The 25,194-nt window shown below is 55.0% G+C and carries 26 protein-coding genes, 1 tRNA gene and 2 pseudogenes; 7 read left to right on the top strand and 22 right to left on the bottom strand.

The genetic code is table 11. The features are described 5' to 3' along the window. Positions 1-329: 329 nt before the first annotated feature. From NNN71_RS25245 to aspA, 13 genes and pseudogenes are all read right to left on the bottom strand, one after another. Positions 330-740 (bottom strand): annotated as a pseudogene (locus tag NNN71_RS25245) (glycosyltransferase family 2 protein); the annotation flags it as partial. 143 nt (positions 741-883) lie between these two features. Further along, a pseudogene (locus tag NNN71_RS06955) lies at positions 884-1,066 on the bottom strand (LysR family transcriptional regulator); the annotation flags it as partial. Positions 1,067-1,075: 9 nt separating this feature from the next. Further along, positions 1,076-2,392, bottom strand: a complete 1,317-nt coding sequence (locus NNN71_RS06950) for a PTS sugar transporter subunit IIC (protein ID WP_271458175.1) — start codon at positions 2,390-2,392, stop codon at positions 1,076-1,078. Positions 2,393-2,398: 6 nt separating this feature from the next. Beyond that, positions 2,399-3,088 (bottom strand): 6-phosphogluconolactonase, encoded by a 690-nt coding sequence (locus NNN71_RS06945; protein WP_271458174.1) that lies wholly within the window; start codon positions 3,086-3,088, stop codon positions 2,399-2,401. A gap of 16 nt (positions 3,089-3,104) precedes the next feature. Beyond that, positions 3,105-4,427, bottom strand: coding sequence for a 6-phospho-beta-glucosidase (locus NNN71_RS06940; RefSeq protein WP_271458173.1), 1,323 nt, complete (start codon positions 4,425-4,427; stop codon positions 3,105-3,107). Continuing rightward, positions 4,424-5,179, bottom strand: a complete 756-nt coding sequence (locus NNN71_RS06935; RefSeq protein WP_163448683.1) for a MurR/RpiR family transcriptional regulator — start codon at positions 5,177-5,179, stop codon at positions 4,424-4,426. The genes NNN71_RS06940 and NNN71_RS06935 overlap by 4 nt, the downstream gene beginning before the upstream one ends. A 214-nt stretch (positions 5,180-5,393) precedes the next feature. Continuing rightward, positions 5,394-5,897: a DUF523 domain-containing protein gene (locus NNN71_RS06930; RefSeq protein ID WP_271458172.1), complete on the bottom strand. Its 504-nt coding sequence runs from the start codon at positions 5,895-5,897 to the stop codon at positions 5,394-5,396. 185 nt (positions 5,898-6,082) lie between these two features. After that, a tRNA-Phe gene (locus NNN71_RS06925) sits at positions 6,083-6,158 on the bottom strand. A gap of 158 nt (positions 6,159-6,316) precedes the next feature. After that, positions 6,317-6,892, bottom strand: coding sequence for a transcriptional regulator (locus NNN71_RS06920; RefSeq protein ID WP_163447339.1), 576 nt, complete (start codon positions 6,890-6,892; stop codon positions 6,317-6,319). A 45-nt stretch (positions 6,893-6,937) separates the two neighbouring features. Beyond that, positions 6,938-8,629, bottom strand: a complete 1,692-nt coding sequence (locus tag NNN71_RS06915) for a protein-disulfide reductase DsbD (protein ID WP_271458171.1) — start codon at positions 8,627-8,629, stop codon at positions 6,938-6,940. Then, the gene (gene cutA / locus NNN71_RS06910) at positions 8,605-8,928 is read right to left on the bottom strand and encodes a divalent cation tolerance protein CutA (RefSeq protein WP_064546792.1); all 324 of its coding nucleotides are present in this window, start codon (positions 8,926-8,928) and stop codon (positions 8,605-8,607) included. The genes NNN71_RS06915 and cutA overlap by 25 nt, the downstream gene beginning before the upstream one ends. A 114-nt stretch (positions 8,929-9,042) precedes the next feature. After that, positions 9,043-10,344 carry an anaerobic C4-dicarboxylate transporter gene (locus NNN71_RS06905; RefSeq protein WP_163447342.1) on the bottom strand — a complete coding sequence of 434 codons (1,302 nt, stop codon included), beginning with the start codon at positions 10,342-10,344 and terminating at the stop codon, positions 9,043-9,045. Between the two features lie 110 nt (positions 10,345-10,454). Next, positions 10,455-11,891 (bottom strand): aspartate ammonia-lyase, encoded by a 1,437-nt coding sequence (gene aspA / locus NNN71_RS06900; RefSeq protein ID WP_163447343.1) that lies wholly within the window; start codon positions 11,889-11,891, stop codon positions 10,455-10,457. Positions 11,892-12,228: 337 nt separating this feature from the next. Between aspA and NNN71_RS06895 the strand changes: the two genes are divergently transcribed. Next, the gene (locus tag NNN71_RS06895) at positions 12,229-12,705 is read left to right on the top strand and encodes an FxsA family protein (RefSeq protein ID WP_064546798.1); all 477 of its coding nucleotides are present in this window, start codon (positions 12,229-12,231) and stop codon (positions 12,703-12,705) included. 52 nt (positions 12,706-12,757) lie between these two features. On the opposite strand, the gene yjeH is transcribed toward NNN71_RS06895, so the two are convergent. After that, positions 12,758-13,993, bottom strand: coding sequence for an L-methionine/branched-chain amino acid transporter (gene yjeH / locus NNN71_RS06890; RefSeq protein ID WP_271458170.1), 1,236 nt, complete (start codon positions 13,991-13,993; stop codon positions 12,758-12,760). 252 nt (positions 13,994-14,245) lie between these two features. On the opposite strand from yjeH, the gene NNN71_RS06885 reads away from it, so the two are divergent. Both NNN71_RS06885 and groL read left to right on the top strand, forming a co-directional pair. Beyond that, positions 14,246-14,539, top strand: a complete 294-nt coding sequence (locus NNN71_RS06885; protein WP_003855929.1) for a co-chaperone GroES — start codon at positions 14,246-14,248, stop codon at positions 14,537-14,539. A gap of 35 nt (positions 14,540-14,574) precedes the next feature. Continuing rightward, positions 14,575-16,221: a chaperonin GroEL gene (groL, locus tag NNN71_RS06880; protein WP_064546803.1), complete on the top strand. Its 1,647-nt coding sequence runs from the start codon at positions 14,575-14,577 to the stop codon at positions 16,219-16,221. A 71-nt stretch (positions 16,222-16,292) separates the two neighbouring features. On the opposite strand, the gene iadA is transcribed toward groL, so the two are convergent. The 3 genes from iadA to NNN71_RS06865 are packed head-to-tail and all read right to left on the bottom strand — an operon-like array spanning position 16,293 to position 18,585. Beyond that, positions 16,293-17,456, bottom strand: coding sequence for a beta-aspartyl-peptidase (gene iadA, locus NNN71_RS06875; RefSeq protein ID WP_249022436.1), 1,164 nt, complete (start codon positions 17,454-17,456; stop codon positions 16,293-16,295). Positions 17,457-17,465: 9 nt separating this feature from the next. Next, positions 17,466-17,927 (bottom strand): YjiG family protein, encoded by a 462-nt coding sequence (locus NNN71_RS06870; protein ID WP_163447346.1) that lies wholly within the window; start codon positions 17,925-17,927, stop codon positions 17,466-17,468. Continuing rightward, positions 17,908-18,585, bottom strand: coding sequence for a nucleoside recognition domain-containing protein (locus NNN71_RS06865; RefSeq protein ID WP_163447347.1), 678 nt, complete (start codon positions 18,583-18,585; stop codon positions 17,908-17,910). The genes NNN71_RS06870 and NNN71_RS06865 overlap by 20 nt, the downstream gene beginning before the upstream one ends. Before the next feature lie 243 nt (positions 18,586-18,828). Between NNN71_RS06865 and NNN71_RS06860 the strand changes: the two genes are divergently transcribed. Further along, positions 18,829-19,182 carry a DUF4156 domain-containing protein gene (locus NNN71_RS06860; RefSeq protein ID WP_163447348.1) on the top strand — a complete coding sequence of 118 codons (354 nt, stop codon included), beginning with the start codon at positions 18,829-18,831 and terminating at the stop codon, positions 19,180-19,182. Positions 19,183-19,232: 50 nt separating this feature from the next. Here NNN71_RS06860 and epmB read toward each other — a convergent pair whose 3' ends face one another. After that, positions 19,233-20,261: an EF-P beta-lysylation protein EpmB gene (gene epmB, locus NNN71_RS06855; protein ID WP_271458169.1), complete on the bottom strand. Its 1,029-nt coding sequence runs from the start codon at positions 20,259-20,261 to the stop codon at positions 19,233-19,235. Between the two features lie 40 nt (positions 20,262-20,301). Here epmB and efp point away from each other — a divergent pair, with 40 nt between their 5' ends. The 3 genes from efp (at position 20,302) to sugE (ending at position 21,641) form a co-directional block, all read left to right on the top strand. After that, on the top strand, positions 20,302-20,868 hold the full coding sequence (efp, locus tag NNN71_RS06850; protein WP_163447350.1) for an elongation factor P: 567 nt from the start codon (positions 20,302-20,304) through the stop codon (positions 20,866-20,868). Between the two features lie 169 nt (positions 20,869-21,037). Next, positions 21,038-21,184, top strand: coding sequence for a lipoprotein toxin entericidin B (gene ecnB, locus NNN71_RS06845; protein WP_035894229.1), 147 nt, complete (start codon positions 21,038-21,040; stop codon positions 21,182-21,184). A gap of 139 nt (positions 21,185-21,323) precedes the next feature. After that, positions 21,324-21,641, top strand: coding sequence for a quaternary ammonium compound efflux SMR transporter SugE (sugE, locus tag NNN71_RS06840; RefSeq protein ID WP_167577072.1), 318 nt, complete (start codon positions 21,324-21,326; stop codon positions 21,639-21,641). A gap of 107 nt (positions 21,642-21,748) precedes the next feature. On the opposite strand, the gene frdD is transcribed toward sugE, so the two are convergent. Genes frdD through frdA form a run of 4 tightly spaced genes read right to left on the bottom strand, consistent with a single transcriptional unit; the run spans position 21,749 to position 25,039 of the window. Continuing rightward, a complete protein-coding gene (gene frdD, locus NNN71_RS06835; protein WP_064546815.1) occupies positions 21,749-22,105 on the bottom strand; it encodes a fumarate reductase subunit FrdD in 357 nt (118 codons plus the stop codon). Between the two features lie 10 nt (positions 22,106-22,115). Next, positions 22,116-22,511 carry a fumarate reductase subunit FrdC gene (frdC, locus tag NNN71_RS06830; protein WP_064546818.1) on the bottom strand — a complete coding sequence of 132 codons (396 nt, stop codon included), beginning with the start codon at positions 22,509-22,511 and terminating at the stop codon, positions 22,116-22,118. A gap of 10 nt (positions 22,512-22,521) precedes the next feature. Then, positions 22,522-23,256: a succinate dehydrogenase/fumarate reductase iron-sulfur subunit gene (locus NNN71_RS06825; RefSeq protein ID WP_167577071.1), complete on the bottom strand. Its 735-nt coding sequence runs from the start codon at positions 23,254-23,256 to the stop codon at positions 22,522-22,524. Continuing rightward, entirely contained in the window at positions 23,249-25,039 is a 1,791-nt protein-coding gene (gene frdA / locus NNN71_RS06820; protein ID WP_271458168.1) for a fumarate reductase (quinol) flavoprotein subunit, read from the bottom strand. The genes NNN71_RS06825 and frdA overlap by 8 nt, the downstream gene beginning before the upstream one ends. Positions 25,040-25,194: the final 155 nt, after the last annotated feature.

The raw sequence follows: 25,194 nt of genomic DNA, 5'->3' as shown, positions 1-25,194 counted from the left end.
CTACAGATAAAGTCATAGGCAGAGAGATAAATTTCGACGGCAGCGGCCGGCGAGGTGCCTTTTGCCGCGAGTGAAACATTATCGACTTCGTTGATGAAATAGTACTGTTTCTTATTTCCAAGGATCGTAATGTGCCGTACTACGCTGTACAGCTTCATCATAAACCAGTTGTCTTCTCTGACCTTGATATGGGCAGGAAAGATGATTTGATATTCTGCTATCAGCGAAGCCCGGAACAATTTACCTACAACATTCAAGCTGTTATAAAGCTTTGTTTGCGTAAATGTTAAACCTGTTTTGGTCTCATTATAAGGGAAAGCTGATGCCATTATCGCTCGTCCGCTACCTTCAGCTTTAAAATATGGCATACAAACCATATCCGTTTCGGCGTCGCACTGTGCGGCGGCCAGTGCATCAGAAATGGCAAAGGACGTGATGTGATCGTCGGAATCAATAAATAGTACCCACTTCCCTGATGCAATCTCCAGACCATTATTTCTGGGCTGTGATGCACCGCCTGAGTTCTCTTCTCTTTTGAGCGTAATTATATTAGGAAAGTCGCTTAAATAACTTTGTAGAATGTCGTACGTATTATCTGATGAGCAGTCGTCGATAAGAATGATCTCTACGTCATTCTTATTATATTCCGTATTTTTTAGCTGGTTCAGACAATTAGCAATCGCGACAGGCCGATTATATACAGGAATAATAATGGAAAGCGTCGGACGCTGGGTGGCCATTCTTTTAATTGTATAATGAGTAAAACCATCCAGTTTAAACGATAACATTCTGCCGTCCTCTGTTCCGTGGCGAATAGCGTTCCTTTGAGTAAAGCCTAATCTCTCATGGATTACAGCATAAATCTATTCCTCTCATCAAGGCGCTAACCCTGCCGATGCAATAAATCAGCATAAATCCCGCTAAGCACGCCCTGCGGGCCAAACTCGCGCTTAATTCATTGGGTGACCTGACCGTTAGCCGAGTGCTGTGTGGTCAGTAGAATGCGGGAGTCCTGGCGCGGGTTGTTGATTTGCCGGGTGATCAGCAGCGACTGTTCCCCGGCCTGTTCTGGCTCCTATCGCTGAGTTTGTCGTTCATCCACCGCGCTTTCTGGCTGATGTTCTTCATGCAGATACTGCTTGTCCAACATCTTCACGAACGGCGTATAAATCGCGGTGGCGACAACCAGATTCACCGCCTGCAAAACGACGCCCGAAACCCCGGTGGTGAGGAAGCCTGAAATAAAAATCGGTGTCGTCCACGGAATTGCAACCCCGGACGTTGGCGGTACCCAGCCGAGCGCTATCACCACGTAGGTTATCGTGCAGAGCACCATTGGCGTTAGCAGAAATGGGATAAGCATCAGTGGATTGAGTACGATCGGCAGACCAAAAATCACCGGTTCGTTAATATTAAAAATGGCAGCCGGGGCCGCCAGCTTTGAAAGCTGCTTCAGGCGCGTGCTTTTCGCGACCATAAAGATGCTGATGAGCAGCGCGCCGGTAAAACCGGTACCGCCGGCAATCAAATACACATCCCTGAACTGCTGAGTGATGATGTTGGTCGCCGCCAGACCTTCCTGGGTTTGCGCCAGGTTCTGCGCGCTAAGCGTCTGCCAGATTGGCCCCATCACCGATGAGACAATAGAATCGCCGTGAATACCGAAGAACCAGAACAGGCTGATCATCATTTCAGCAATAAGCTGCGAGAAGATGGAGTTGCCTAAATAGAGCAGAGGCTGTTGTAGCGCGACGCTGATAAATTTCCCCGGGGTGCCGAAATGGGTGTGCTCAAACAGCACCTTCACGATTATCCAGAACAGTAGCACCACAAGAATGGGGACCAGCGATTTAAACGACCTGGCAATTTCGGGTGGCACACTGTCTGGCATCTTGATGGTAAAGGCCCTGTGCTCCAGGAACTCAATCATCTTGATGGTGACCAGGGTGACAATGATCCCTAAAAACATCGACTCCGAACTAAAGTCCAGCAGCGCATAAGCCCCATCAACAAGAGTGCCAGACTCGGTAGTGATACTTCCAGGCAGCATTAAGAAGAAGATCGCTACCGGCAAAATAGCGGCACTCTGGCTGAGGTTGAGCTTTTCGACTAACTCCTTTGAAAAGGTGATAATCACAAGCAGGGTCATTAATCCGTAGCTGGCGTTAATCCCGTAGTTGAGCTTATCCAGCGTGCCTTTTCCGAGCAGCGAGGTCATAAACTCGTTGTAGCCGCTAATCGGAAAGTTGGTGAGTAGCAGGAAAAATGAGCCGACGATTAAAAAAGGAATCAGGGCAATAAAGGCATTTTTGAGGGCGGTTAAATAGATGTTTGACGAGATTTTCTCGGCCAACGGCAACATCTTTTGTTCGAGTAGAGAGGTTATGCTCATTTCCGCTTACCCTTGAAGGTTTTTGGTAATGTAGTAATTAACGTGCGGGAATTGCTTAATATAAATGGCCGGGATTTCGGTGTGATGGGCATCACCGTTCACGATCTCCTGATAAATCCCTTTTTTATCCTCGTGGTTAATAATGACGATCACTTTGCTGGCTTTAATGATTTTACCCAGCCCCACGGTAATGCCTTCGCTGAGCGTGACGTCGCCGGAAAAGTATTTGTGGCTGGCGACGTTAATGGTGACGTCATCCAGTTGGGTTTGCAGATAATCCTCAGCAAAAGAAACGCCCGGTTCGTTTAAGCCGATATGTCCATTCATCCCGACACCCAGAATCACATAATCAAACTCTGCGCCGTTGAGCGCGGCGTTGTAATGGGCAATGTTCTGCGCCGTCGAGGCGTAAGGATCAAAATGGATTAACTGCACCGGATGCGCGCATTTATGCACAAAGTCCTGATTAATCATACTCAGGCAGCTGCCATCGGACTCGCTGGGCACGTTAACCCATTCATCCAGCGCAAAGAAGGTGAGATGTTCGGCAACCTTCGTTGTCGCCAGCAGGTCGTAAACCCAGCGCGGTGTGCTCCCCGAAGGGATTAACACGCGGGAATGCGGCTTAAGCGCTGAGAGTTCGCTGACCACCTGCTTGGCCAGCGCGGCGTTGGTATCAAAAGCTGTACATTTCATCGGTGTCTTCCCGCGATTAGAGTGATTCAATTTTGTTGGCGAACAGCGGCAGATACTTTTTATTGGCCCGCAGCATCTCTTTCACCAGCTCAACGCCCTTATTGTCGCTTGAACATAATGGATTGAAGAGGAAGCCTGCGATCAGTGCCTGATAGTCGCCGGTGGCGGCGGCTTTGACGATCTGCGCTTCATAGTCCTTCATCATCGACACCATACCTTTGGCGGGAGACGGAATTTCGCCGGTGCAAATTGGCATTGGGCCATTACGGGTAAGGACGCAGTTCACTTCCACTACCGCATCTTCCGGTAAATTGGTAATCGCGCCGCCGTTGCGAACGTTGACGGTTTGAATGCTCTTATCATCGAGGTATATGGCACGAATGACGTTCAGCGCCGCAGTGGAATAGAGCGCGCCGCCGCGGGCCTCCAATTCTTTAGGCTTATCCTGAAGCGTGACGTCGCTGTATTTTTTAAACAGCTCGGCTTCGATATTTTTGACGATCTCACCGCGCGACAGCTCGGCAGCATCCTGTTCAGCCAGCATTTCGGTCGTTTTGAGGTAGTACTTTAAATACGAGGATGGGATCAGGTTGGTGGCCGCCAGCAGCTCTTTATTAAACTGCTCGTTGCTGACGTTTTTAAAGCTCAGTTGGTCGACATCCGCTGCGTTGATTATCTCGATGGTTTCCCGGGTGCGGTCTACGCCGTTGTGCAGAATTTTGGTAATAAAGTTCATGTGGTTGGAGCCTTTGAACTCAACGTACAAATCGGCAACGTCAACATTTAGCAGGCCGGCAACCTGATGGGTCATATTGATCGGGCCATTGCACAGGCCAATCACCCGGTTGTTACTGCTGTATTTGAGAACCGCTTCGGTCACCATGGAAGCCGGGTTGGTGAAATTGATCAGCCACGCGTTAGGGCAAATCTCTTTCATTTCATTGGCAATGTCGATAATCACCGGAATGGTGCGCAATGCTTTAAACATCCCGCCCGCGCCGTTGGTTTCCTGGCCAATAAAACCGTATGATTTCGGTAGTTTTTCATCGACGATACGAGCGTCAATACCGCCGACACGCAGCTGCGTCACCACGAAATCCGCCTCCTGTAGCGCTGTTTTGCGGTCGAAGGTTTGGCTGACATCAATCGGTAAGCCTGCTTTGGCCAGCATTCTTTTGGTGAGCTCGAAAATGATGTTCATTTTCTCTTTGCCCATTTCGATGTCGACAAAAGCAATATGGGATATCGGCAGCTGATGATGATTAATAATTACCCCTTCAATCAGTTCAGGGGTATAGCTGCTGCCAGCGCCAATCACAACGAGTTTAAGTTGGGTCATGAGTCTTCTACCTTTGAATTAAATTTCAGTGATACTTTTCTGACATTGGATAAATGGAAAAGCATGATGTCGATGATGGCTATCTGAATCGGATAGCTAATATTTTCAAATGCCGTGTTTTTAATAATGGCGTTTTTATAGATCAGGGCGGCATCGGCCTTAAGCGCCAGCGTCGAATTTTCCCGGCTGGTGATGGCGGCAACTTTGATGCCGTTTTTCCGCGCATTGGTGATGATTTCTTCCAGCATTTCCGACTCGCCGCTGTTGGATACAATCAACACGCAGTCATCGGCGGTCAGAAAGCGGCTACGCACATTACAGTTGGTATAGTCCGTTTCATTGAGGATATTAAAGCCCAGCACCATCAGGTTATAGCTGACATAATTTGCCACGCTATCCGAAGTGCCATATCCCCAGGTAATAATCGTGTTACATGTGGATAAAAAATCACAAAAGGCTTTTATTTTACTCTCGGAAACCTTAGTTAAGGCATCCTGCATTTCCTGGAGATACTCGCTCACGAAGGCATTATGATGCTGTGAGTTTTGCGACATGGAGAATACGTCGCGTACATCGACCTTAAACTCCTGAAAATTATTAAAGCCTAATTTCTTAACCAGTTTCGAAATAGACGGTGCGGTGGTGTAAACGCGCTCGGCCAGTTCATGAATTTTCATTTTATAAACGTCGGCCGGGTGCTCCTGGCAGAATTTATAAATTCTCAGCTCGTTACTGGTTAAATCTTTACGCATGGAGTGCACCTCTTATTATGCGGCGCTGAGGCCGCAGTGGCTCTCGGGAGGGATCTTAGCAAGGGGAGGACGGAAATAGGTTTTATGATTTAGAAATTAATTTCCGTGATCTTGATTATAAATTTCCATGAAGGGACTTTCTCTGAAGTAGAGAGGCATAACGTATCGGGTCGCCCAGGCAAGGTGCATTGCGCCGATGCCGGGCGGGCGGGATCTACGCTCCCTCAACCTCATCAAGCCGCTGCTGTAGCGCATCCAACTGAGACTCGCTGAACACCTCAACCCCATGCTCGCGCAGCAGCGCCGCCGCTACCCCTTCGCCCGGCACCTTCATGCCGCGAAACGAGCCGTCGTAAACGTGCAGGCTGCCGCAGGTGGGGCTGCCGTCGGTCATAATCGCAAACCGACAGCCGTGTTGCTGCGCGGTGTGCAGCGCCAGCCAGGCAGCCAGCACGTAGGGTTGTGTAACATTGCGTCCGTCGCTCTCCACCACCCGCGCCCGTCCGTTTAACACGTCGATACCTTGACCATTAACCATCTCCGCCGACAGTCGCGGCGTCTCTAGTCCCGCCGCCAGCTCCGGGCAGTGAATAACCAGACGGTCTTCATCGTGCCATTGTTGCAGCAGGTTTGCGGTGCAGGATTTATCGGTACCGTTGTAACGCACGCGGTGCCCGGCCAGGCAGGCGCTGAGGAGGATTTTGTTTTTGGCGGTCATGGAGAACCTTGAGGATGCGTGGCAAGGCGGTTGTCGCGATGCCTACGGCTATAGGGTAACGGAAACCAGTTGAGGTGAAAATGGGGGGGAGGGGCGGATTCTGCGGCGGACGTTTGATAAGGCTTGAAAGGTAGCATGGTTCCAAAAAGCAAAAACCCAGCCATAGGCTGGGTTTTCTGAATAAGTGGTGCCCGGACTCGGAATCGAACCAAGGACACGGGGATTTTCAATCCCCTGCTCTACCGACTGAGCTATCCGGGCAACGGAGCGCATTAAACCGTAGTCGCTCACTCGCGTCAACCAAAATCAGCGAAAAGCTGTTCAACTGCTTACTATTGCGGCAATCTACGCGTTTACGCCGCGCGTTTGCACAAATCGCGCTGCCACAGGTCAGTCATCCGCGTGGGTGGGATGCTGGCCTAGGTCAGCGCGCCGTTCTGCCGGCATTGGGCGAAGCGCAGAATGTCTTCGGCCAGGCGGTACGCGGTGTCCACGTCGACCTGGCTGCGATTGACCAGCATGCGGCTGAGGCAGCCTTCCAGCACCAGCTCCATCTGTTTCGCGACCATCGTGGGGTCATCCACTTCCAGTTGGGTCAGCAGTTCATGAGTGAAGTGGAAAGCGTCCTGCTTCTGCTGGTTGGCGAGCTGATGAATCGGGTGCTCGGCGTCCGGGTAGAAGGTGCAGGCGGCGATAAACAGGCAGCCGGGGTAGCGGTTTTTGGTCACGCAGTTGGTCAACGCCGGATAGCGAGCTAGCAGCTTCTCTTCGGCGGTCATCTCTTCGTTGAGCATCAACTGGCGACGCCAGGTCTCTACCTGCTGGCTTAAATAGCGCAGCGCGTCATACAGCAGCGCTTCGCTGTCCGGCCAGAAGCGGCGCAGTTCATCGAGCGGACGGTCCACGCGCTCGGCCACCATTTCCAGCGTGGTGCTTGCAATCCCTTCTTGCTCCAGGAGCTGTAGGGCTTCTCCCAATACGTCTTCGCGTTGCACGGTATTCTCCTCCGTTCCCGACGGCTATCCGTCTCAAAGTGTTGTCTACGGTTGGCGATCGCGCAAATGCGCGCGAAATGCGGCGGCGTCCATAAAGCCGGTTACCCGTAGGGCGGGCTGCTCGTTGCCGTCTTCATCAAAGAAGAGGATGGTCGGCAGGCCCAGTACCTGTAAATGTTTTAGCAGCGCTACGTCCTGCGCGCTGTTAGCCGTTACGTCCGCCTGTAGCAGTACCGTATTTTGCAGTGCCTGCTGCACCTGCGGGTCGCTGAAGGTGTACTTCTCAAACTCTTTGCAGGCCACGCACCAGTCGGCGTACAGGTCGAGCATCACCGGTTTACCGCGAGCGTTAGCCAGCGCGGCGTTCAGCGACTCGACGTTGCTGATGCGGGTAAAGTTGAGATGCGCCTGACTCTGCGTGGCCGTCTGGCCAAAGACCCAATCCTGAAGCGGCCGCACGCTGATAAGCGCCGCGGCCAGCAGGATGATTTGCCCAATGCGCTGCCACGGTTTGTTCAGCCCGAGGCTGGTGATAAATGCCCAGCCGAAGAACGCCACGCCGAGCATCGACCACAGCCGCAGCCCCCATACGTCGCCGATAATCCGTTCCAGCAGGAACACCGGCAGCGCGAGGATCACAAAGCCAAAGGCGGTTTTAACATGCGCCATCCACGGCCCGCTTTTTGGCAGCAGGCGGTTGCCGAATACGGTGACCAGAATCAGCGGCAGCCCCATGCCCAGCGCGTACAGGTACAGCGTACCGCCGCCAAGCCACAGGTTACCGCTCTGGGCGATATACAGCAGAATGGCGCTCAGCGGCGCGGTGGTGCACGGCGAGCAAATCAGCCCGGCAATCGCCCCCATGGTGAACACGCCACCGAGGGAGCCGCCCTGCTGGCGGTTGCTCATCAGGGTGAGGCGGGTCTGCAAGGAAGATGGCAGTTGGAGCGAGAAGGCGCCAAACATCGACAGCGCCAGCAGGATAAACACCGCCGACAGGCCGATCAGCACATACGGATGTTGCAACGCGGCCTGGAACTGCATCCCGGCGGCGGCCACCACCAGGCCGAGGGCGGTGTAGGTCAGCGCCATCCCCTGCACGTAGATAAAGGCCAGCAGCAGCGCGCGAGCGGTAGAGAGGCGCTGTTTACCGCCGAGGACGATGCCGGAGATCAGCGGATACATCGGCAGCACGCAGGGGGTGAAGGCGATGCCGATGCCGATTAATAGGGCCCAGAGGGCGGAGAACGGTAAGTCTGCGCTGGTTTCGCCCCTCACCCCGGCCCTCTCCCCGGAGGGGGGAAGGGCAGAGACCGCGTTCAGCGGCACGGTTCGGGTTTCCGGCGGGTAGCAGAACCCCGCGTCGGCGCAGCCCTGATAGGTCACCGTCAGCGTCGCGCCGTGGCTGGCCTGTGTCAACGTCACCGGCACCACCAGGCGTTGGCGGTAGATTTCGCTTTTGCCGTAGAACTCGTCGTTATGCGGTTCGCCTTTGGGGAGCTGTAGCGGAGCAATGCTGGCGTTGGCCGGGTTAATTTTGATCTGCTGGCGATAGAGGTAGTAGCCCTCTTTCACCTGCCAGCTCAGGTTTACGTCATGCTGGTTCTGCTGAAAATCAAAGGCAAAGGCTTGATCAGCAGGAATAAAATTGCTGCGGCCGGGTCCGTCAAATAACCCGGCGGCGAAGGCTGAGGTGCTGCACAGCAGCAGGATCAGCGTAAGGATGCGTTGAGCCATGAGAGATAATCAACATCTGCGTGAGTAACGGGTAACACTAACAATTCTGGCGTTTGGTACGGGTGATGAGCCTTCAGGCAGTCCAGCAACGCCTGCTGGTGGGCAAGATCGGTTTTTAGCAGCATTTGCACTTCATACTCCTGCTCGAGCTTCCCCTCCCAATAGTATAGCGAGGTCGCGCCGGGTAGCAGGGTGGCGCAGGCCGCTAATTTCTCTGCCAGCACTTTGGCTGCCAGGTCCTGGGCGGTGGCTTCATCCGGAGCAGTACAGAGGACCACTACAGCGTCGGGAGTGCTCATTGTAAACCTCGTTATCGATGAAAAGAGGCACTATAGCACGGCACCTGGAGAGGGTTGAGTGAATCGGGCCGCAGAGCGGCCCGACCTTAACGATTTTTACACAGCGTCACCGGGTTAGAGCATTAACCCGCCGAAGATGAAGCCGAGGATGACGCAGAGGGCAATGGCAATCACCCCCGGGATCAGAAACGCGTGGTTAAATACGTATTTGCCGATACGGGTGGAGCCGGTGTCGTCCATCTCCACCGCCGCCAGCAGCGTTGGATAAGTTGGCAACACGAACAGGGCGGAGACGGCGGCGAAAGACGCAATTGCCGTCAGCGGGGTGACGCCAAGCATCAGCGCCGCAGGCATCAGCGCTTTCGTGGTCGCCGCCTGGGAGTAGAGCAGCGTTGCGGCAAAGAACAGCACCACCGCCAGCAGCCACGGGTAGTTGTGCAGCAGATCGCCCGCTACCGCCTGAATATCGGCGATGTGCGCTTTCACGAAGGTATCACCCAGCCACGCGACGCCCAGCACGCACACGCAGGCGCTCATCCCGGATTTAAAGGTGCTGGCGTTGAGGATTTCACCGGTGTCGACTTTACAGGTAATACAAATCAGCGTGGCGATGGTCAGCATAAACACCACGATCGCTTCGTTACGCGGCAGTACCGGATTCTGAATCAGCCCGACGGTATCGCTGATGGCGGTGGCGTAGAACATCACCGCGACAATGCCAACCAGGAACAGCAGCACCGAGCGCTTAGCGTGCGGCTTCAGCTCAAAGACCTTGCTGCCGCGCAGGCGTACTTCCCCTTTGGCCAGACGCTCCTGGTACACCGGGTCGTCCTTCAGTTCGCAGCCGAGGAAGTTACAAACGATGGAGGTCAGCAGGACGGCTATCAGCGTTACCGGAATACAGATAGCCAGCAGCGTCAGGTAGCTCACGCCCATCGGCTCAAGGATACCGGCGAAGAACACCACCGCCGCCGAAATCGGCGAGGCGGTAATCGCAATCTGCGAGGCTACCACGGCGATGGAGAGCGGGCGGGAAGGGCGGATGCCCTGTTCTTTCGCCACTTCGGTAATCACCGGTAGCGTGGAGAACGCGGTGTGCCCGGTCCCCGCGAGGATGGTCATAAACCAGGTGACCAGCGGAGCGAGGAAAGTGATGTATTTGGGGTGCCGACGCAGCAGTCGTTCGGCGAGGCTGACAAGATAATCCATCCCGCCGGCGATTTGCATGGCGGCAATCGCGGCGATAACCGCCATAATGATTTCAATGACGTCAAACGGTATGGCACCGGGTTTAATTTGAAAAATCAGCGTCAGCACCAGCACGCCGAAGCCGCCGGCAAAGCCGATGCCTATCCCCCCGAGTCTTGCCCCCAGGTAGATGGCAAGAAGCACAATGACCAGTTCTGCTCCAAACATATTAGCCTTCCTTGTTTACCAAGTTGATATGTAATTGTTGTGTTTTCGTGAATTATAGAAACAAAAAAGGCATGTCATCATGACATGCCTCAGTTTATTAGTCAGAAAGACTATTGTTCGCTTTCATCGGTATAACGCTTCGCTTTGTAGGCCGGGTGCATCAGGTTCTGCGGCGAGAAGATGTCGTCCAGCTCCGCTTCCGTCAGCAGGCCGCGCTCCAGTACCACTTCACGCACGCTCTTACCGGTTTCGGCACAGATTTTCCCGACGATATCGCCGTTGTGGTGGCCGATGAACGGGTTCAGGTAGGTGACGATACCAATAGAGTTGTAGACGTAGCTTTCGCACACTTCTTTGTTCGCGGTGATGCCGTCGACGCATTTTTCCAGCAGGTTGTAGCAGGCGTTAGTCAGGATGTGGATAGACTCAAACAGCGCCTGGCCAATCACCGGCTCCATCACGTTCAGCTGCAGCTGGCCCGCTTCAGACGCCATGGTGACGGTGGTGTCGTTGCCGATAACCTTGAAGCACACCTGGTTCACGACTTCTGGAACGACCGGGTTCACTTTGGCTGGCATGATAGAAGAACCGGCCTGCAGCTCCGGCAGGTTGATTTCATTCAGGCCTGCGCGCGGGCCGGAGGAGAGCAGGCGAAGGTCGTTGCAAATCTTCGACATTTTCACCGCCAGGCGTTTCAGCGAGCTGTGGACCATGACGTATGCGCCGCAGTCGGAGGTCGCTTCAATCAGGTCTTCTGCCGGAACGACCGGCAGATTACTGACTTCCGCCAGTTTCTGTACCGCTAACTGCTGGTAGCCATCCGGGGTGTTCAGACGGGTACCGATGGCGGTGGCGCCAAGGTTTACTTCCAGCAGCAGCTCCGCGGTGCGCAGCAGGTTTTTGGTCTCTTCGTTCAGCAGCACGCTGAAGGCGTGGAATTCCTGGCCCAGGGTCATTGGTACCGCGTCCTGCAGCTGGGTACGGCCCATTTTCAGCACGTCCTGGAACTCAACGGCTTTACGCTGGAAGCCTTCGCCTAACTGATGAATGGCGTCAACCAGCTTCACAATAGAGGCGTACACCGCGATGCGGAAACCGGTCGGGTAGGCATCGTTAGTGGACTGGCATTTGTTGACGTGGTCATTCGGGTTCAGGTACTGGTATTCACCTTTCTGGTGGCCCATCAGCTCCAGGCCGATGTTCGCCAGTACTTCGTTGGTGTTCATGTTGACAGAGGTGCCCGCGCCGCCCTGATAGACGTCTACCGGGAACTGATCCATGCATTTGCCGTTATTCAGAACTTCATCACAGGCCGCAATGATGGCATTCGCCACACCCTTAGGAATGGTTTGTAGCTCTTTGTTCGCCAGGGCCGCCGCTTTCTTCACCATGACCATCCCGCGAACGAACTCCGGGATGTCGCTGATTTTACTATTACTGATGTAAAAGTTTTCAATCGCTCTCAGAGTATGAACGCCGTAGTAAGCGTCAGCAGGAACTTCCCTGGTACCTAACAGATCTTCTTCGATACGAATGTTGTTTAGCATGTGAACCTTCTTTTGCGAGCTGCCAATGATTTCACCAAATACGCAGGATTTTTGTGGTCATGCGTTTTTCTGACCGCAGATTATTTCCTTAAACGGCCCGGTGTCCATGATCATATGCTGATGATAGCGGATTGCAGTAATCTGGATCACTTATTATCAGACGTAACTGATAAGAATTATTGATTTGTGAAATGAATCACCGCTTGACGATTGTTGACAAAAATATGGGCCGCCGCTGATTGAAATGCGGCGATTCACCACCATTTCAATTTAGTGCAGAGAATGATGACTCGCTGCAAGCGCGTGATACGCGTTGTTGACTTCACAGGAGATGCCAGTGCGCTGGATACCGTTAATTGCCATATTTCTCTATGTTTACATTGAGATCTCTATTTTTATCCAGGTCGCCCATGTGTTTGGCGTCCTGATGACGTTGATTCTGGTTATTTTTACCTCGGTGATCGGCATGTCGCTGGTCCGTAACCAGGGCTTCAAAAACCTGATGCTGATGCAGGAAAAAATGCAGGCGGGCGAAAGCCCGGCGGCGGAGATGATCAAAAGCGTATCGCTGATCCTCGCGGGCCTTCTGCTGCTTCTGCCGGGCTTCTTTACCGACTTCCTGGGGCTGGTATTGTTGTTGCCGCCGGTGCAGAAGCACCTGACCGTGAAGCTGATGCCGCACCTGCATTTTGGGCGCATGCCGGGTGGCGGTTTTGCCGGTGGCACCAACGGCGGGCAGACCTTTGACGGGGAGTATCAGCGTAAAGACGAGCGCCCTGACCAACTGGACCATAAAGACGATAACCGTCCTTAAGCCATCGTAATGATAAAAGCCGGAGCGCGTTATGCACTCCGGCTTTTTAAGTCTATGCCTCCCTTTTCGGCAGCAGCACCCACAGCGCAGCCAGCATTATCACCGCGTACAGGCTCTTCCACCCCACCATCGCCAGCAGCAGCAGGCACAGCGCCACGCCCATCACCGACAATACTCGGTAACGCCCGCTCAGCAGCTTGCAGCCTGCCAGCATGCACAGCAGATAAATCATGATGAAAATGCCGTTGGCGTAAATGATAAGCGCATCCAGATTGATGTTAAGCCAGTAGCTGGCCAGCGTGCTCACCATGCAGCTGCCAATCACCACGCTTAACGCGTTGCGCGGCACCAGGCCGGGGGAGAGGCGAGCCAGATAGCTGTCTGGCTTATGCTGCGCCTGCGACCATACCAGCCGGGCAAAGCTTTGGATATAGATGTTAAGGCTGGCGAAGCAGGCGAGGAACCCGACCACGCTTGCCACCCACAGCGCCTGCACGCCGAACAGCTGTACCACGATGGTCGGCAGCGACGCAGCGGCGGTGTTGGCGGCCCCGTAGGCATGGAAGTGCAGTACCAGCACCGTACAGGCCCAGTAGACAATACCCGCTAGCAGCAGGCCGACGATCAGCGCGCGCGGGAAGTCACGCTCCGGATGACGGAACTCCGAGGCCATATGAGCAAACGCCTCAAGGCCGACAAAGCACCAGAACATGACCGACAGCGCGGCGAATAGCGGCGATATTTCAACATCCGGTAGCGCCGGGAAAGGGATGGCTTTCAATGAGATATCGCCATAGACCCAGATTGCGGCCAGCAGGGCGACAATTAATATCGCAACCAGCGTTTGCAGGTTCGCGCTCGAACTGGCGCCGCGCAGACCCAGCCACCAGACGAGGCCGAGCGTAGCCATTTCAGCCATCAGCAGCTGCCAGCCGTGCCAGCCAAATAGCGCCTGGGTAAAGCCCGAGGCGATGTGCAGCGCGGCGGGCAGACCGACGGGGATCACCGACAGGAACAACCAGCCGGTGACGCGTGCCAGGCGCGGGCCAAAGGCCATTTCCACAAAGTGCGCGACGCCGCCCGCGCTGGGGAAGTGCCGGCCAAGCAGCGCGAAGACGATCGCCACCGGGAAAACCAACACGATCAGCGCCGGCCAGGCCCACAGGCTGGTCTCCCCGGCGACGATGGCACCCAGCGCCGGAACGGCGAACACGCCGGTGCCCAGCAGCGACGTCGACAATAGCCCCACTCCCTGAGCGAAACCCAACTCCTGTTTCAGACCTGACATGACTTGTTTCCATACCCTGGCAAAGGGCAAAATTTTAACACATCACCTCTTCTTATGACCCCGCGGCATTGTGCTGTTCTAAGCCGGTATTTCAGCGATTTATCGCGATTCGTATCGGGTACGAAATTTTTTTTAGGGTGACCCCTTGAAGGCCAAAATAACCACCCCCATCTCTCTGGCACTAGCCGGAAAACCGTGTACGGCCCGGCGTCACCCATAACTGATAATGACTTTCTCAAAGGAGAGCTATCAATGAGTATTCGTCCGTTACATGATCGTGTGATCGTCAAACGCAAAGAAGTTGAAACCAAATCTGCTGGCGGCATCGTCCTGACCGGTTCTGCGGCAGCAAAATCAACTCGTGGCGAAATCATCGCTGTCGGTAAGGGCCGCATCCTGGAAAACGGAACCGTGCAGCCGCTGGACGTTAAAGTTGGTGACATCGTGATTTTCAACGATGGCTACGGCGTGAAATCTGAGAAGATCGACAATGAAGAAGTGTTGATCATGTCTGAAAGCGACATCCTGGCAATTGTTGAAGCGTAAGAGCTACGCGCGAACGAATTTGAGGAATAGAAGAAATGGCAGCTAAAGACGTAAAATTTGGTAACGACGCTCGTGTGAAAATGCTGCGCGGCGTTAACGTACTGGCAGACGCAGTTAAAGTGACCCTGGGCCCGAAAGGCCGTAACGTAGTGCTGGACAAATCCTTCGGCGCACCGACCATCACTAAAGATGGCGTATCCGTAGCACGTGAAATCGAGCTGGAAGACAAGTTCGAAAACATGGGCGCGCAGATGGTGAAAGAAGTGGCCTCTAAAGCGAACGACGCTGCAGGCGACGGTACCACCACCGCAACCGTACTGGCGCAGGCTATCATCACCGAAGGCCTGAAAGCTGTTGCTGCGGGCATGAACCCAATGGATCTGAAACGTGGTATCGACAAAGCTGTCGCTTCCGCTGTTGAAGAACTGAAAGCGCTGTCCGTACCGTGCTCTGACTCTAAAGCTATCGCTCAGGTAGGTACTATCTCCGCTAACTCCGACGAAACCGTAGGTAAACTGATCGCTGAAGCGATGGACAAAGTCGGTAAAGAAGGCGTGATCACCGTTGAAGACGGTACCGGCCTGGAAGACGAACTGGACGTAGTAGAAGGTATGCAGTTCGACCGTGGCTACCTGTCCCCGTACTTCATCAACAAACCGGAAACCGGTGCTGTTGAGCTGGAAAGCCCGTTCATCCTGCTGGCTGACAAAAAAGTCTCCAACATCCGCGAAATGCTGCCGGTTCTGGAAGCCGTTGCGAAAGCAGGCAAACCGCTGGTTATCATCGCTGAAGACGTTGAAGGCGAAGCGCTGGCTACTCTGGTGGTCAACACCATGCGCGGTATCGTGAAAGTCGCTGCTGTTAAAGCACCGGGCTTCGGCGACCGTCGTAAAGCTATGCTGCAGGACATCGCAACCCTGACCGGCGGTACCGTTATCTCTGAAGAGATCGGTATGGAGCTGGAAAAAGCGACCCTGGAAGACCTGGGTCAGGCGAAACGCGTTGTGATCAACAAAGACACCACCACCATCATCGATGGTGTGGGTGAAGAAGCTGCAATCCAGGGCCGCGTTGCTCAGATCCGCAAACAGATTGAAGAAGCAACTTCTGACTACGACCGTGAAAAACTGCAGGAACGCGTAGCGAAACTGGCTGGCGGCGTTGCGGTAATCAAAGTCGGTGCGGCTACCGAAGTTGAAATGAAAGAGAAGAAAGCACGCGTTGATGACGCCCTGCACGCGACCCGTGCTGCGGTAGAAGAAGGCGTGGTTGCTGGTGGTGGTGTCGCGCTGGTTCGCGTTGCCGCTAAACTGGCTGGCCTGACTGCTCAGAACGAAGATCAGAACGTCGGTATTAAAGTTGCGCTGCGCGCAATGGAAGCACCGCTGCGTCAGATCGTTTCCAACGCCGGTGAAGAACCGTCTGTTGTGGCGAACAACGTGAAAGCGGGCGAAGGTAACTACGGTTACAACGCAGCTACTGAAGAATACGGCAACATGATCGACTTCGGTATCCTCGACCCAACTAAAGTGACCCGTTCTGCTCTGCAGTACGCAGCTTCCGTTGCTGGCCTGATGATCACCACCGAGTGCATGGTGACCGACCTGCCGAAAGGCGACGCGCCTGATTTAGGTGCTGCTGGCGGTATGGGCGGCATGGGCGGTATGGGCGGCATGATGTAATCGTGCGCTAACCGCTTTAGCGACAAGAAACCCGAGCAGTGATGCTCGGGTTTTTTTATCTCTCGGTTTTGTTACTCAAAGGTGCCTTTCACACAGGCGTGACCGTCTCGGACCATCTGGCGGCCCCTGGCCCATACTTCCCGAATCCGTAAATCTGCTTCCAACACCAGAAAATCCGCGTCACAACCGGGTATAAGCCGGCCTTTATGCGTCAGCCCGAGAAACTCCGCGACGTTGCGGGTCAGTGGCAGCAGCGCCTCTTCCAGCGGCAGATGATGCTGCTGAACCAGCTGTTGCAGCGTCTCCAGTAGCGACTCGAACCCGGCGACGCCAAGGCCGATCAGGTTGCCGTGGCGGTCAAATTCTGGCTGACTGCCGTTGCCGTCGGAGCTTAACGTTAGCCGTGCGAGCGGGACCTGCGCTTCACGGGCCATCACGATGGCGCTTGCCGGATCAATAGGCTCGTTGATGCTGGTGGTGATATCAATATAGCCGCCTTCGCTGGCATAACGTAGCGCCGCCTGGAACAACGCCTGTGCGCGATTGACGTGGGTAGGCAGTAGTTTGGTGATCGGTACGTCGGCTGTGCGCAATATTTCATATAGTGGTTCCAGCAGGCGGGGGCTATTGCCGAGGTGGAACACGGAGATGCCTGCTTTCGCCCCAAGCAGCCCGCCTACGCGAGACTGTGCTGCCATATTGGCAAGCTGATGGGTATCGGGCGCTGAGGAACGGTGATCGGAGATGGCGCATTTCACGCCGATGATTTTATCAATCAGCGCGACGTCTTTTTGCACGCTATCGGTAATGGTTGGCGAAGGCAATCCGTAAGCGCCGGTGAGCATCCAGGCGCTGATTCCTTCGAACTCCAGGGCGCGTGTTTTTGCCAGCAATGACTCCGGATGACGTGTTGTTCCATCGGTGCCGAGCAGGCCAACGACGGCGGTGACTCCGGCCTCAACCAGTTTTGACAACCTGACCTCCGGCGTCCGGGTGTGTGGGCCCGCTTCTCCGCCGCCGCCAATCAGATGGACGTGCTGATCGATAAATCCTGGGCAGACGATAGCCCCGTTGAGATCGCTGACCGGGCATGCTTCGGGGACGCTTTCGCTGTTTGCGTTGGTGATGGCGACAATTTTTCCCCCAGCGACCAGCAGATCGCAGATACCCCGATCGTCAGGGGCATAGAGATGCGCATTGCGAAATAAGCGGGGTTCCAGTAATGAAAAGTTCATGGTTTTCCCTTAGAAAAGAAGCTGCATCACCCACATAGAGAGCAGGGCGTTGATGACGCAGATGGCAATAATATGCGGATAGTATTTAGGGTTAACGCCGGCGGTGCCAAGACAGCGGCCAGTATTTTGCACCGGGTTGCCCATCAGGTAGATGGCGGGCAGCAGGACGGTAGCATCGTGACCACTGAGCGTACCGGCCGCCACCAGGCTGGCGCAGACGCCTACGCCGCCGCCCATACTCATTACCGACGCCAGTAGAACGGTCGCTGCTTCGCCGGGAAGCCCCCACAGCGCCATAATCGGCTCACACACTTTGCCGACAATATCCAGTAACCCGGTGACCTTCAGCGCCTGAATAATGACAAACGCCATCACGACGTTGGGTAGCAGGCTGGTGGTGGCGATGGTAAAACCGCGGCGGGCACCGTCGATAAACATATCCATCACATTCTTACGCGGCTGGGCGATCATTTTTATCCTCCTGGTTGTGACGGTTTTCCATTTGCGCGATCCACAGACGTAAGAAATTAGCGCCGATGAACTTAAACACCAGAATCACGGCTAGCGGTGTGATGACAGGAACGGTCACCACCGTAAACAGGGCGGCGCCGGAGGAGAAATAGTTAGTGATGATGGCGCTACCGCTGGTCTGGAAAGTGGCGAAAATCGCCCGCTCCCGATCGCTGATGGCTCCTTCATCGGTGAGCTCTTTGGTCATGCCCGCCGCGGCGTCGGTATTTTGCAGGTTGGCGATCAGTGCCAACGAGCAAATACCCGGAATACCTAATAGCGGTCGCAGTATCGGCGTCATTAGCTGCTGCGCGGCGCGCAGCCCGCCAAGCCCTTCGGTTACCGCGATGATGCCAAGCGATAAAATCACCGAGGGCGCCAGCTCCAGCGCGAATAAAAAGCCATCTTTGGCTCCAGTGCCGCCGATGCCGCGGAACGACAGCGCGTTTTGCCCTTCGGCGTTAACCTGGCCAAAACTGCCGTTCAGTACGGTAAAATCAAACACCCGCCACCACTCTGTGCTTTTGGCGAAAAAACCGGAGAAGAAAATAATGGTCAGAAAAAAAGCCAGATAACCCACCCATGTGACGTTCCTCTCTCCTGAGGATGTTTTACTCATATCGTCTCCTTTTTGATTGTGCTGTGTAGCGAACAAAAGTTGTACGCCAGCAACACTAAAGACGATTGAGTGTGAAAAGACGATATCCCGGGGAGTAATATCAGAATTTGTTTAGGGGGATGAGGCGAATGATGTGCAATATCGGTAGCAGAAATGCGCGGGGGTTTTTCTTTTGGTCATCTTTTTAGTATAAGGTTTACACACGGACGACATGCGTCCAGCTCATTGATTGTGGGGAATAACATGCAGGTAAAATTTTTAGCAGGGATTGTCGGCGCGGCATTGCTGTTAGCGGGCTGTAGCTCTACCACCGAGCTGACCTCAGCCGGCCAGAGCGTGCGCTTTGTCGAAGATAAGCCGGGGGCAGAATGCCAGCTGCTGGGTACTGCTAACGGCGCGCAGAGCAACTGGCTTTCCGGCCAGCAGGGCGCAGAAGGCGGTTCTATGCGCGGGGCGGCAAACGCGCTGCGCAACCATGCGGCCGAAATGGGCGGCAACGTGATTTACGGTGTCAGCAGCCCGACGCAAGGCATGCTCTCCAGCTTTGTTCCTACCGACAGCGAAATGAACGGCCAGGTTTATAAGTGCCCGAACTGATGCGCTGTACACCCTCTCTTAGTCATTAAGAGAGGGTTGGCTCTATCCTCTTACCGCTGGCGCAGCTGCAAATCCAGCGGCGTTTTGCTTGGCTCACCGCCAATTTCACGTGCCAGCTTCGGCACCATATAGCCGGAGACCAGCGTTAACAGCTCCCGCATAATCTCTCGTGCTTCGTCATCGCTGACGAGGAAATGCGCCGCGCCCTGCACTTTATCCAACACGTGCAGGTAATAGGGCATCACGCCGGCGTCAAACAGCGCGTTACTGAGATTTGCCAGCGTTTGAGCGTTATTGTTCACGCCACGCAGCAGTACGCTCTGGTTAAGCAGCGTGACGCCGATACGGCGCAGGCGCGACATGGCGGCGCGGAACTCAGCGTCGATTTCATTGGCGTGGTTGATATGATTCACCAGCAAGATCTGCAATGACGAGCGTGCAAAACGTTCGACCAGCGCGTCGGTAATACGCGCCGGGATGACGATTGGCAGCCGGCTGTGAATGCGCAGACGCTTAATATGCGGGATCGCCTCTAAGTGAGTGAGCAGCCAGTCCAGCTCGTGGTCCTTCGCCATCAGCGGGTCGCCGCCGGAGAAGATGATTTCGTCGAGCTCAGGATGCGCGCTCACGTAGTCCAGCGCCGCCTGCCAGTTACGCTTATTGCCCTGGTTTTCGGCATACGGGAAGTGGCGACGGAAACAATAGCGACAATTTACCGCACAGCCGCCTTTCACCAGCAGCAGGGCGCGGTTGTGGTACTTGTGCAGCAAACCGGGTACCACGCTGTGCTGTTCTTCCAGCGGATCGGTGGAGAATCCCGGCGCGGTAACAAACTCTTCTTGTGCAGTAAGTACCTGACGTAAAAGAGGATCGTTCGGGTTGCCTTTCTCCATGCGTGCGACGAACGCACGCGGGACGCGCAGGGCGAAAAGACGCTTAGCCTCACGGCCAGCAAGCAAATTGTCATCGGCGTCTATATTCAAAAGACGGAATAGTTCATCCGGATCGGTGAGAACATCGGCAAGTTGCATCAACCAATCTTCTCTGGATGGGGTATTTAGGGTTACAATATGCGCCATTTTGTGGCTTAGCTACCATTTAACAATTTCAGAGGGCCTTATGGCGACTTACTATAGCAACGATTTCCGTGCTGGTCTTAAAATCATGATGGACGGCGAACCGTACGCGGTTGAAGCCAGCGAATTCGTTAAACCAGGTAAAGGTCAGGCGTTCGCACGCGTTAAGCTGCGTCGTCTGCTGACCGGCACCCGCGTAGAGAAAACCTTCAAATCTACCGATTCCGCTGAAGGCGCAGACGTTATCGATATGAACCTGACTTACCTGTACAACGACGGTGAGTTCTGGCACTTCATGAACAACGAAACCTTCGAACAGCTGTCCGCTGACGCGAAAGCGATCGGTGACAACGCGAAGTGGCTGCTGGACCAGGCTGAGTGCATCGTGACCCTGTGGAACGGCCAGCCGATCGCAGTGACCCCGCCGAACTTCGTAGAACTGGAAATCGTTGAAACCGATCCAGGTCTGAAAGGCGACACCGCAGGTACTGGCGGCAAGCCGGCTACCCTGTCTACTGGCGCAGTGGTTAAAGTTCCGCTGTTCGTCCAGATTGGCGAAGTGATCAAAGTGGATACCCGCTCCGGCGAATACGTATCCCGCGTGAAGTAATTCATGCTTTGATCCGTTCGGCGCAGCAGCCCTGCTGCGCCAGCCATTCCCCTTATCGTTTTGCCGCTTCGTCTTAGTCTGAAAAAAATCGCTCAAATCCAACATGCTGGGTGAAGTTGTCTATGCTTATGAAGCAAGATAACGAAAACTGGCTATTAAGGATGACATTATGGTGAAAAAAGCGATTGCAGCATTTTTTACGGTTCTGGTTCTTTCCTCTGCCCTGACCGCCTGTAATACGACACGAGGCATTGGTGAAGATATTTCAGACGGTGGTAGCGCGATTTCTGGGGCAGCAACCAAGGCGCAGCAATAAATCCATAGTGACGGTACAACACGCTGTTGTACCGTCGTTTTTCGTGTCCTATACTGCCCGTGTTTTTTCTAACACCTTGCGGGACGACCTGTAAGCGTATCTCTCATCCGGGGACGGCCCCATCGTTATGGAGCCAAACATGTCCTGGTTAATTCTCTTTATTGCCGGCCTTCTTGAAGTGGTCTGGGCCGTTGGCCTGAAATACACTCACGGTTTTAGCCGTCTGGTGCCGAGCGTTATTACCATCGTGGCGATGGTCGTTAGTATGGCGCTGCTGTCGTGGGCGATGAAAAGCCTGCCAGTGGGCACGGCCTATGCGGTCTGGACGGGAATTGGCGCAGTAGGCGCAGCGATTACCGGTATTCTGCTGCTGGGCGAGTCCGCCAGCCCGATGCGTATCGCCAGCCTGGCGCTGATTGTCGTGGGGATTATTGGCTTAAAGATAAGCGCACATTAAGGTTTTGGCGGCCATTGTAGGCCGGATAAGGCGTAGCCGCCATCCGGCAATTCGCCTGATGGCGCTGCGCTTATCAGGCCTACAGGCCCTGCACAGCGCCAATTAGGTTAAATAAACAGCACGCCGACCAGCGTTACCACCGTCAGAATCGCTGCCAGACCGTAGAACACCCATTTGCCGTTAGGCACGTGGATTTTCAGGTCGTGCATCGCGTGGTGAATACGGTGTAAACCGCACCACAGCGGCAGGACGATCATCAGGAATATAAACGCGCGGCCAATCAGGCTCTGAGCGAAGCCCAGTACGCGTTCGTAGCTGAACGCGTCGCCGGAGGCCATCAGCGGCAACAGGATGCCGACCAACAGCACCATCACCGGCGCGATGATTGCGCTCCACATGCCGCCCGCGCCGAACAGGCCCCAGAATACCGGCTCATCGGAACGTTTTGGATTAGGGTTAATCATGCCAGTCTCCTTACCAGAACAGGGCGATAAACAGAATCACCACGCTGACCACCGCGGTCACAACCCAAAGCCCTTTGATGATTGGCTCCGGCCCCATTTTTTCGCTTTTCACGATGATATTGGCGGCTTTCGGCGCCAGTTCGAACCAGGTTTTGGTGTGCAGTAGCGCGGCGGCCAGGGTGATCAGGTTCAACACCACGACGATCGGGTTTTGCAGAAAACCGACGTAACCTGCCCAGCTTTCCGCGCCGTGCTTCAGTGCAAACAGGCCGTAGATCAGCACTATACTGAACCACACCGTTGGCACCGCCGTGCCTTCACGCAGCATATAGAAGCGATAAAACGGCAGCTTTTTCCACCAGGTGGACGGCATTGGCCGTACATAGGGTTTGCGTTTAGTCGTCATCATGCACTCCTTAGCGTGGTTTCAGGGTAGCGATAAGAAAGTCTTTCGAGCTTTCCACTTTTCCCTGCTGAATAGCGGCGGCCGGGTCGACGTGTTTCGGGCACACTTCGGAGCAGTAGCCGACAAAGGTACAAGTCCACACGCCATTCTGGCTGTTCAACTGTGCCATACGCTCCTTCTTACCGTGGTCGCGACTGTCTTCGTTGTAGCGATGCGCCAGGGTAATCGCCGCCGGGCCGATGAACTCAGGGTTCAGGCCAAACTGCGGGCAGGCGGCATAGCACAGACCGCAGTTGATGCAGCCGGAGAACTGATGGTATTTCGCCATCTGCGCCGGGGTTTGCTTATTGGGACCCTGCTCCGGCGTGCGTGGGTTGCCGATAATATACGGCTTGATGGCCTCCAGGCTCTCGATAAAGTGGGTCATATCGACCACCAGATCGCGCTCAATCGGGAAGTTGGCCAGCGCTTCTACCTTCATGCCTTTCGGGTATTCGCGCAGGAACGTCTTACAGGCGAGTTTCGGCACCTTGTTGACCATCATGCCGCAGGAGCCGCAGATTGCCATGCGGCAGGACCAGCGATAGCTCAGGTCAGGCGCGAGGTTATCTTTGATGTAGCCCAGCGCGTCAAGCAGTGAGGTTTGCTCATCGTAAGGCACTTCATAGAAGGCGCTGTGCGGCGCGCTGTCCACTTCCGGGTTGTAGCGCACGATTTCAATTTTTAAATTCTGCATCTCAGCCATTCGCCGTCTCCTTCTTCTCGGCCGCTTCAGCTTCCGCGCCGTACACGCGTTTTGCCGGTGGCAGGGTCGTTATCTTCACATCGCTGTACTCGAGGCGGGTGGTGCCATCGGCGTCGCGGAAGGCGAGGGTATGCTTGAGGAAATTGACGTCATCACGTTCGGTGCAGCCTTCATCCAGACGCTGGTGCGCGCCGCGCGACTCTTTACGCGCCATGGCCGAGTGCGCCATACATTCTGCGACGTTCAGACCGTGGCCCAGCTCAATGGTGTAGAGCAGGTCGGTGTTGAAGACGCTGGAGGTGTCGGTAATGCGTACGCGTTTGAAGCGCTCCTGCAGTTCAGCCAGTTTATCGATGGTTTTCTGCATCAGCTCTGGCGTACGGTAGATGCCGCAGCCTTCTTCCATCGACAGGCCCATTTCATCGCGGATTTTCGACCAGTTTTCGTTGCCTTCCTGGTTCACCAGCGCTTTCAGACGGTTTTCGATGTCGCTGACCTGCGCGTCCAGCGCGCTGCCGTTGGCTTCACCGGCTGTGGCCGCGCGGGCCATCGCCTGTTCGCCGGCCATGCGGCCAAAGACCACCAGTTCCGCCAGCGAGTTGGAACCGAGGCGGTTAGCGCCGTGCAGGCCCACGGAGGAACATTCGCCGACGGCAAACAGCCCTTTAATGCGGGTTTCGCACTGCTGGTCGGTTTCGATGCCGCCCATGGTGTAGTGCGCGGTCGGGCGCACCGGAATCGGCTCTTTCACCGGATCGACGCCCACGTAGGCTTTCGCCAGCTCGCAGATAAACGGCAGACGCTCCAGCAGCTTTTTCTCGCCGAGGTGGCGCAGGTCGAGGTAGACCACGTCGCCGCGCGGCGTCGGAATGGTGTTGCCTTTGCGCCATTCGTGCCAGAAGGCCTGGGAGACTTTGTCGCGCGGGCCCAGCTCCATATATTTGTTCTTCGGCTCGCCGAGCGGGGTTTCCGGGCCCATGCCGTAGTCCTGCAGATAGCGGTAGCCGTTTTTGTTGACCAGAATACCGCCTTCACCGCGGCAGCCTTCAGTCATCAGAATGCCGGAACCCGGCAGACCCGTCGGGTGATACTGAACGAATTCCATGTCGCGCAGCGGGACGCCGTGGCTTAACGCCATGCCCATGCCGTCGCCGGTAACGATGCCGCCGTTGGTGTTATAGCGATACACGCGGCCCGCGCCGCCGGTCGCCATGACCACCGCGTTGGCGCGAATCTGCACCAGCGTGCCTTCCATCATGTTCATCGCCACCAGGCCACGGGCCTGACCGTCGTCGACCAGAATGTCGAGGACGAAGTGTTCATCAAAACGCTGGATTTGCGGGAACTGTAAGGAGGTCTGGAACAGGGTGTGCAGCATGTGGAAGCCGGTTTTATCGGCGGCGAACCAGGTGCGTTCAATCTTCATTCCGCCGAAGCGACGGACGTTAACGCTGCCATCAGGACGGCGGCTCCACGGGCAACCCCACTGTTCTAGCTGGGTCATTTCGGTTGGGCAGTGATGGACGAAGTAATCGACGACGTCCTGTTCGCAAAGCCAGTCGCCGCCGGCGACGGTGTCGTGAAAATGGTACTCGAAGCTATCATGGTCCTGTGCGACGGCGGCGGAACCGCCTTCTGCGGCCACGGTGTGGCTGCGCATAGGGTAAACTTTTGAGATCAAAGCAATTTTGGCTTGCGGGTTGGCCTGAGCGGCTGCGATGGCAGCACGTAGTCCCGCTCCGCCTGCGCCTATAATGGCAAGATCGGCTTGAAAGGTTTGCACGACATTCCTCCAGATTATTGTTATTTCACAACACGCTACGTGGGGGGATATCACGTGGCCTGCGCAAAAACGTTTCCACTGCTCCTTTATGGGTAAAGCAGTATACCCGCCGGGTTGATGGGGAAATTTGATGTGTTCGATTTTTTTGTCGTTAT

The sequence above is a fragment of the Kluyvera sp. Awk 3 genome (assembly GCF_028069715.1).
In the GTDB taxonomy this organism is placed as follows: domain Bacteria; phylum Pseudomonadota; class Gammaproteobacteria; order Enterobacterales; family Enterobacteriaceae; genus Kluyvera; species Kluyvera georgiana_A.
Note: the sequence above shows the minus strand (reverse complement) of the source record. Positions and strands in the feature narration are given on the sequence as shown.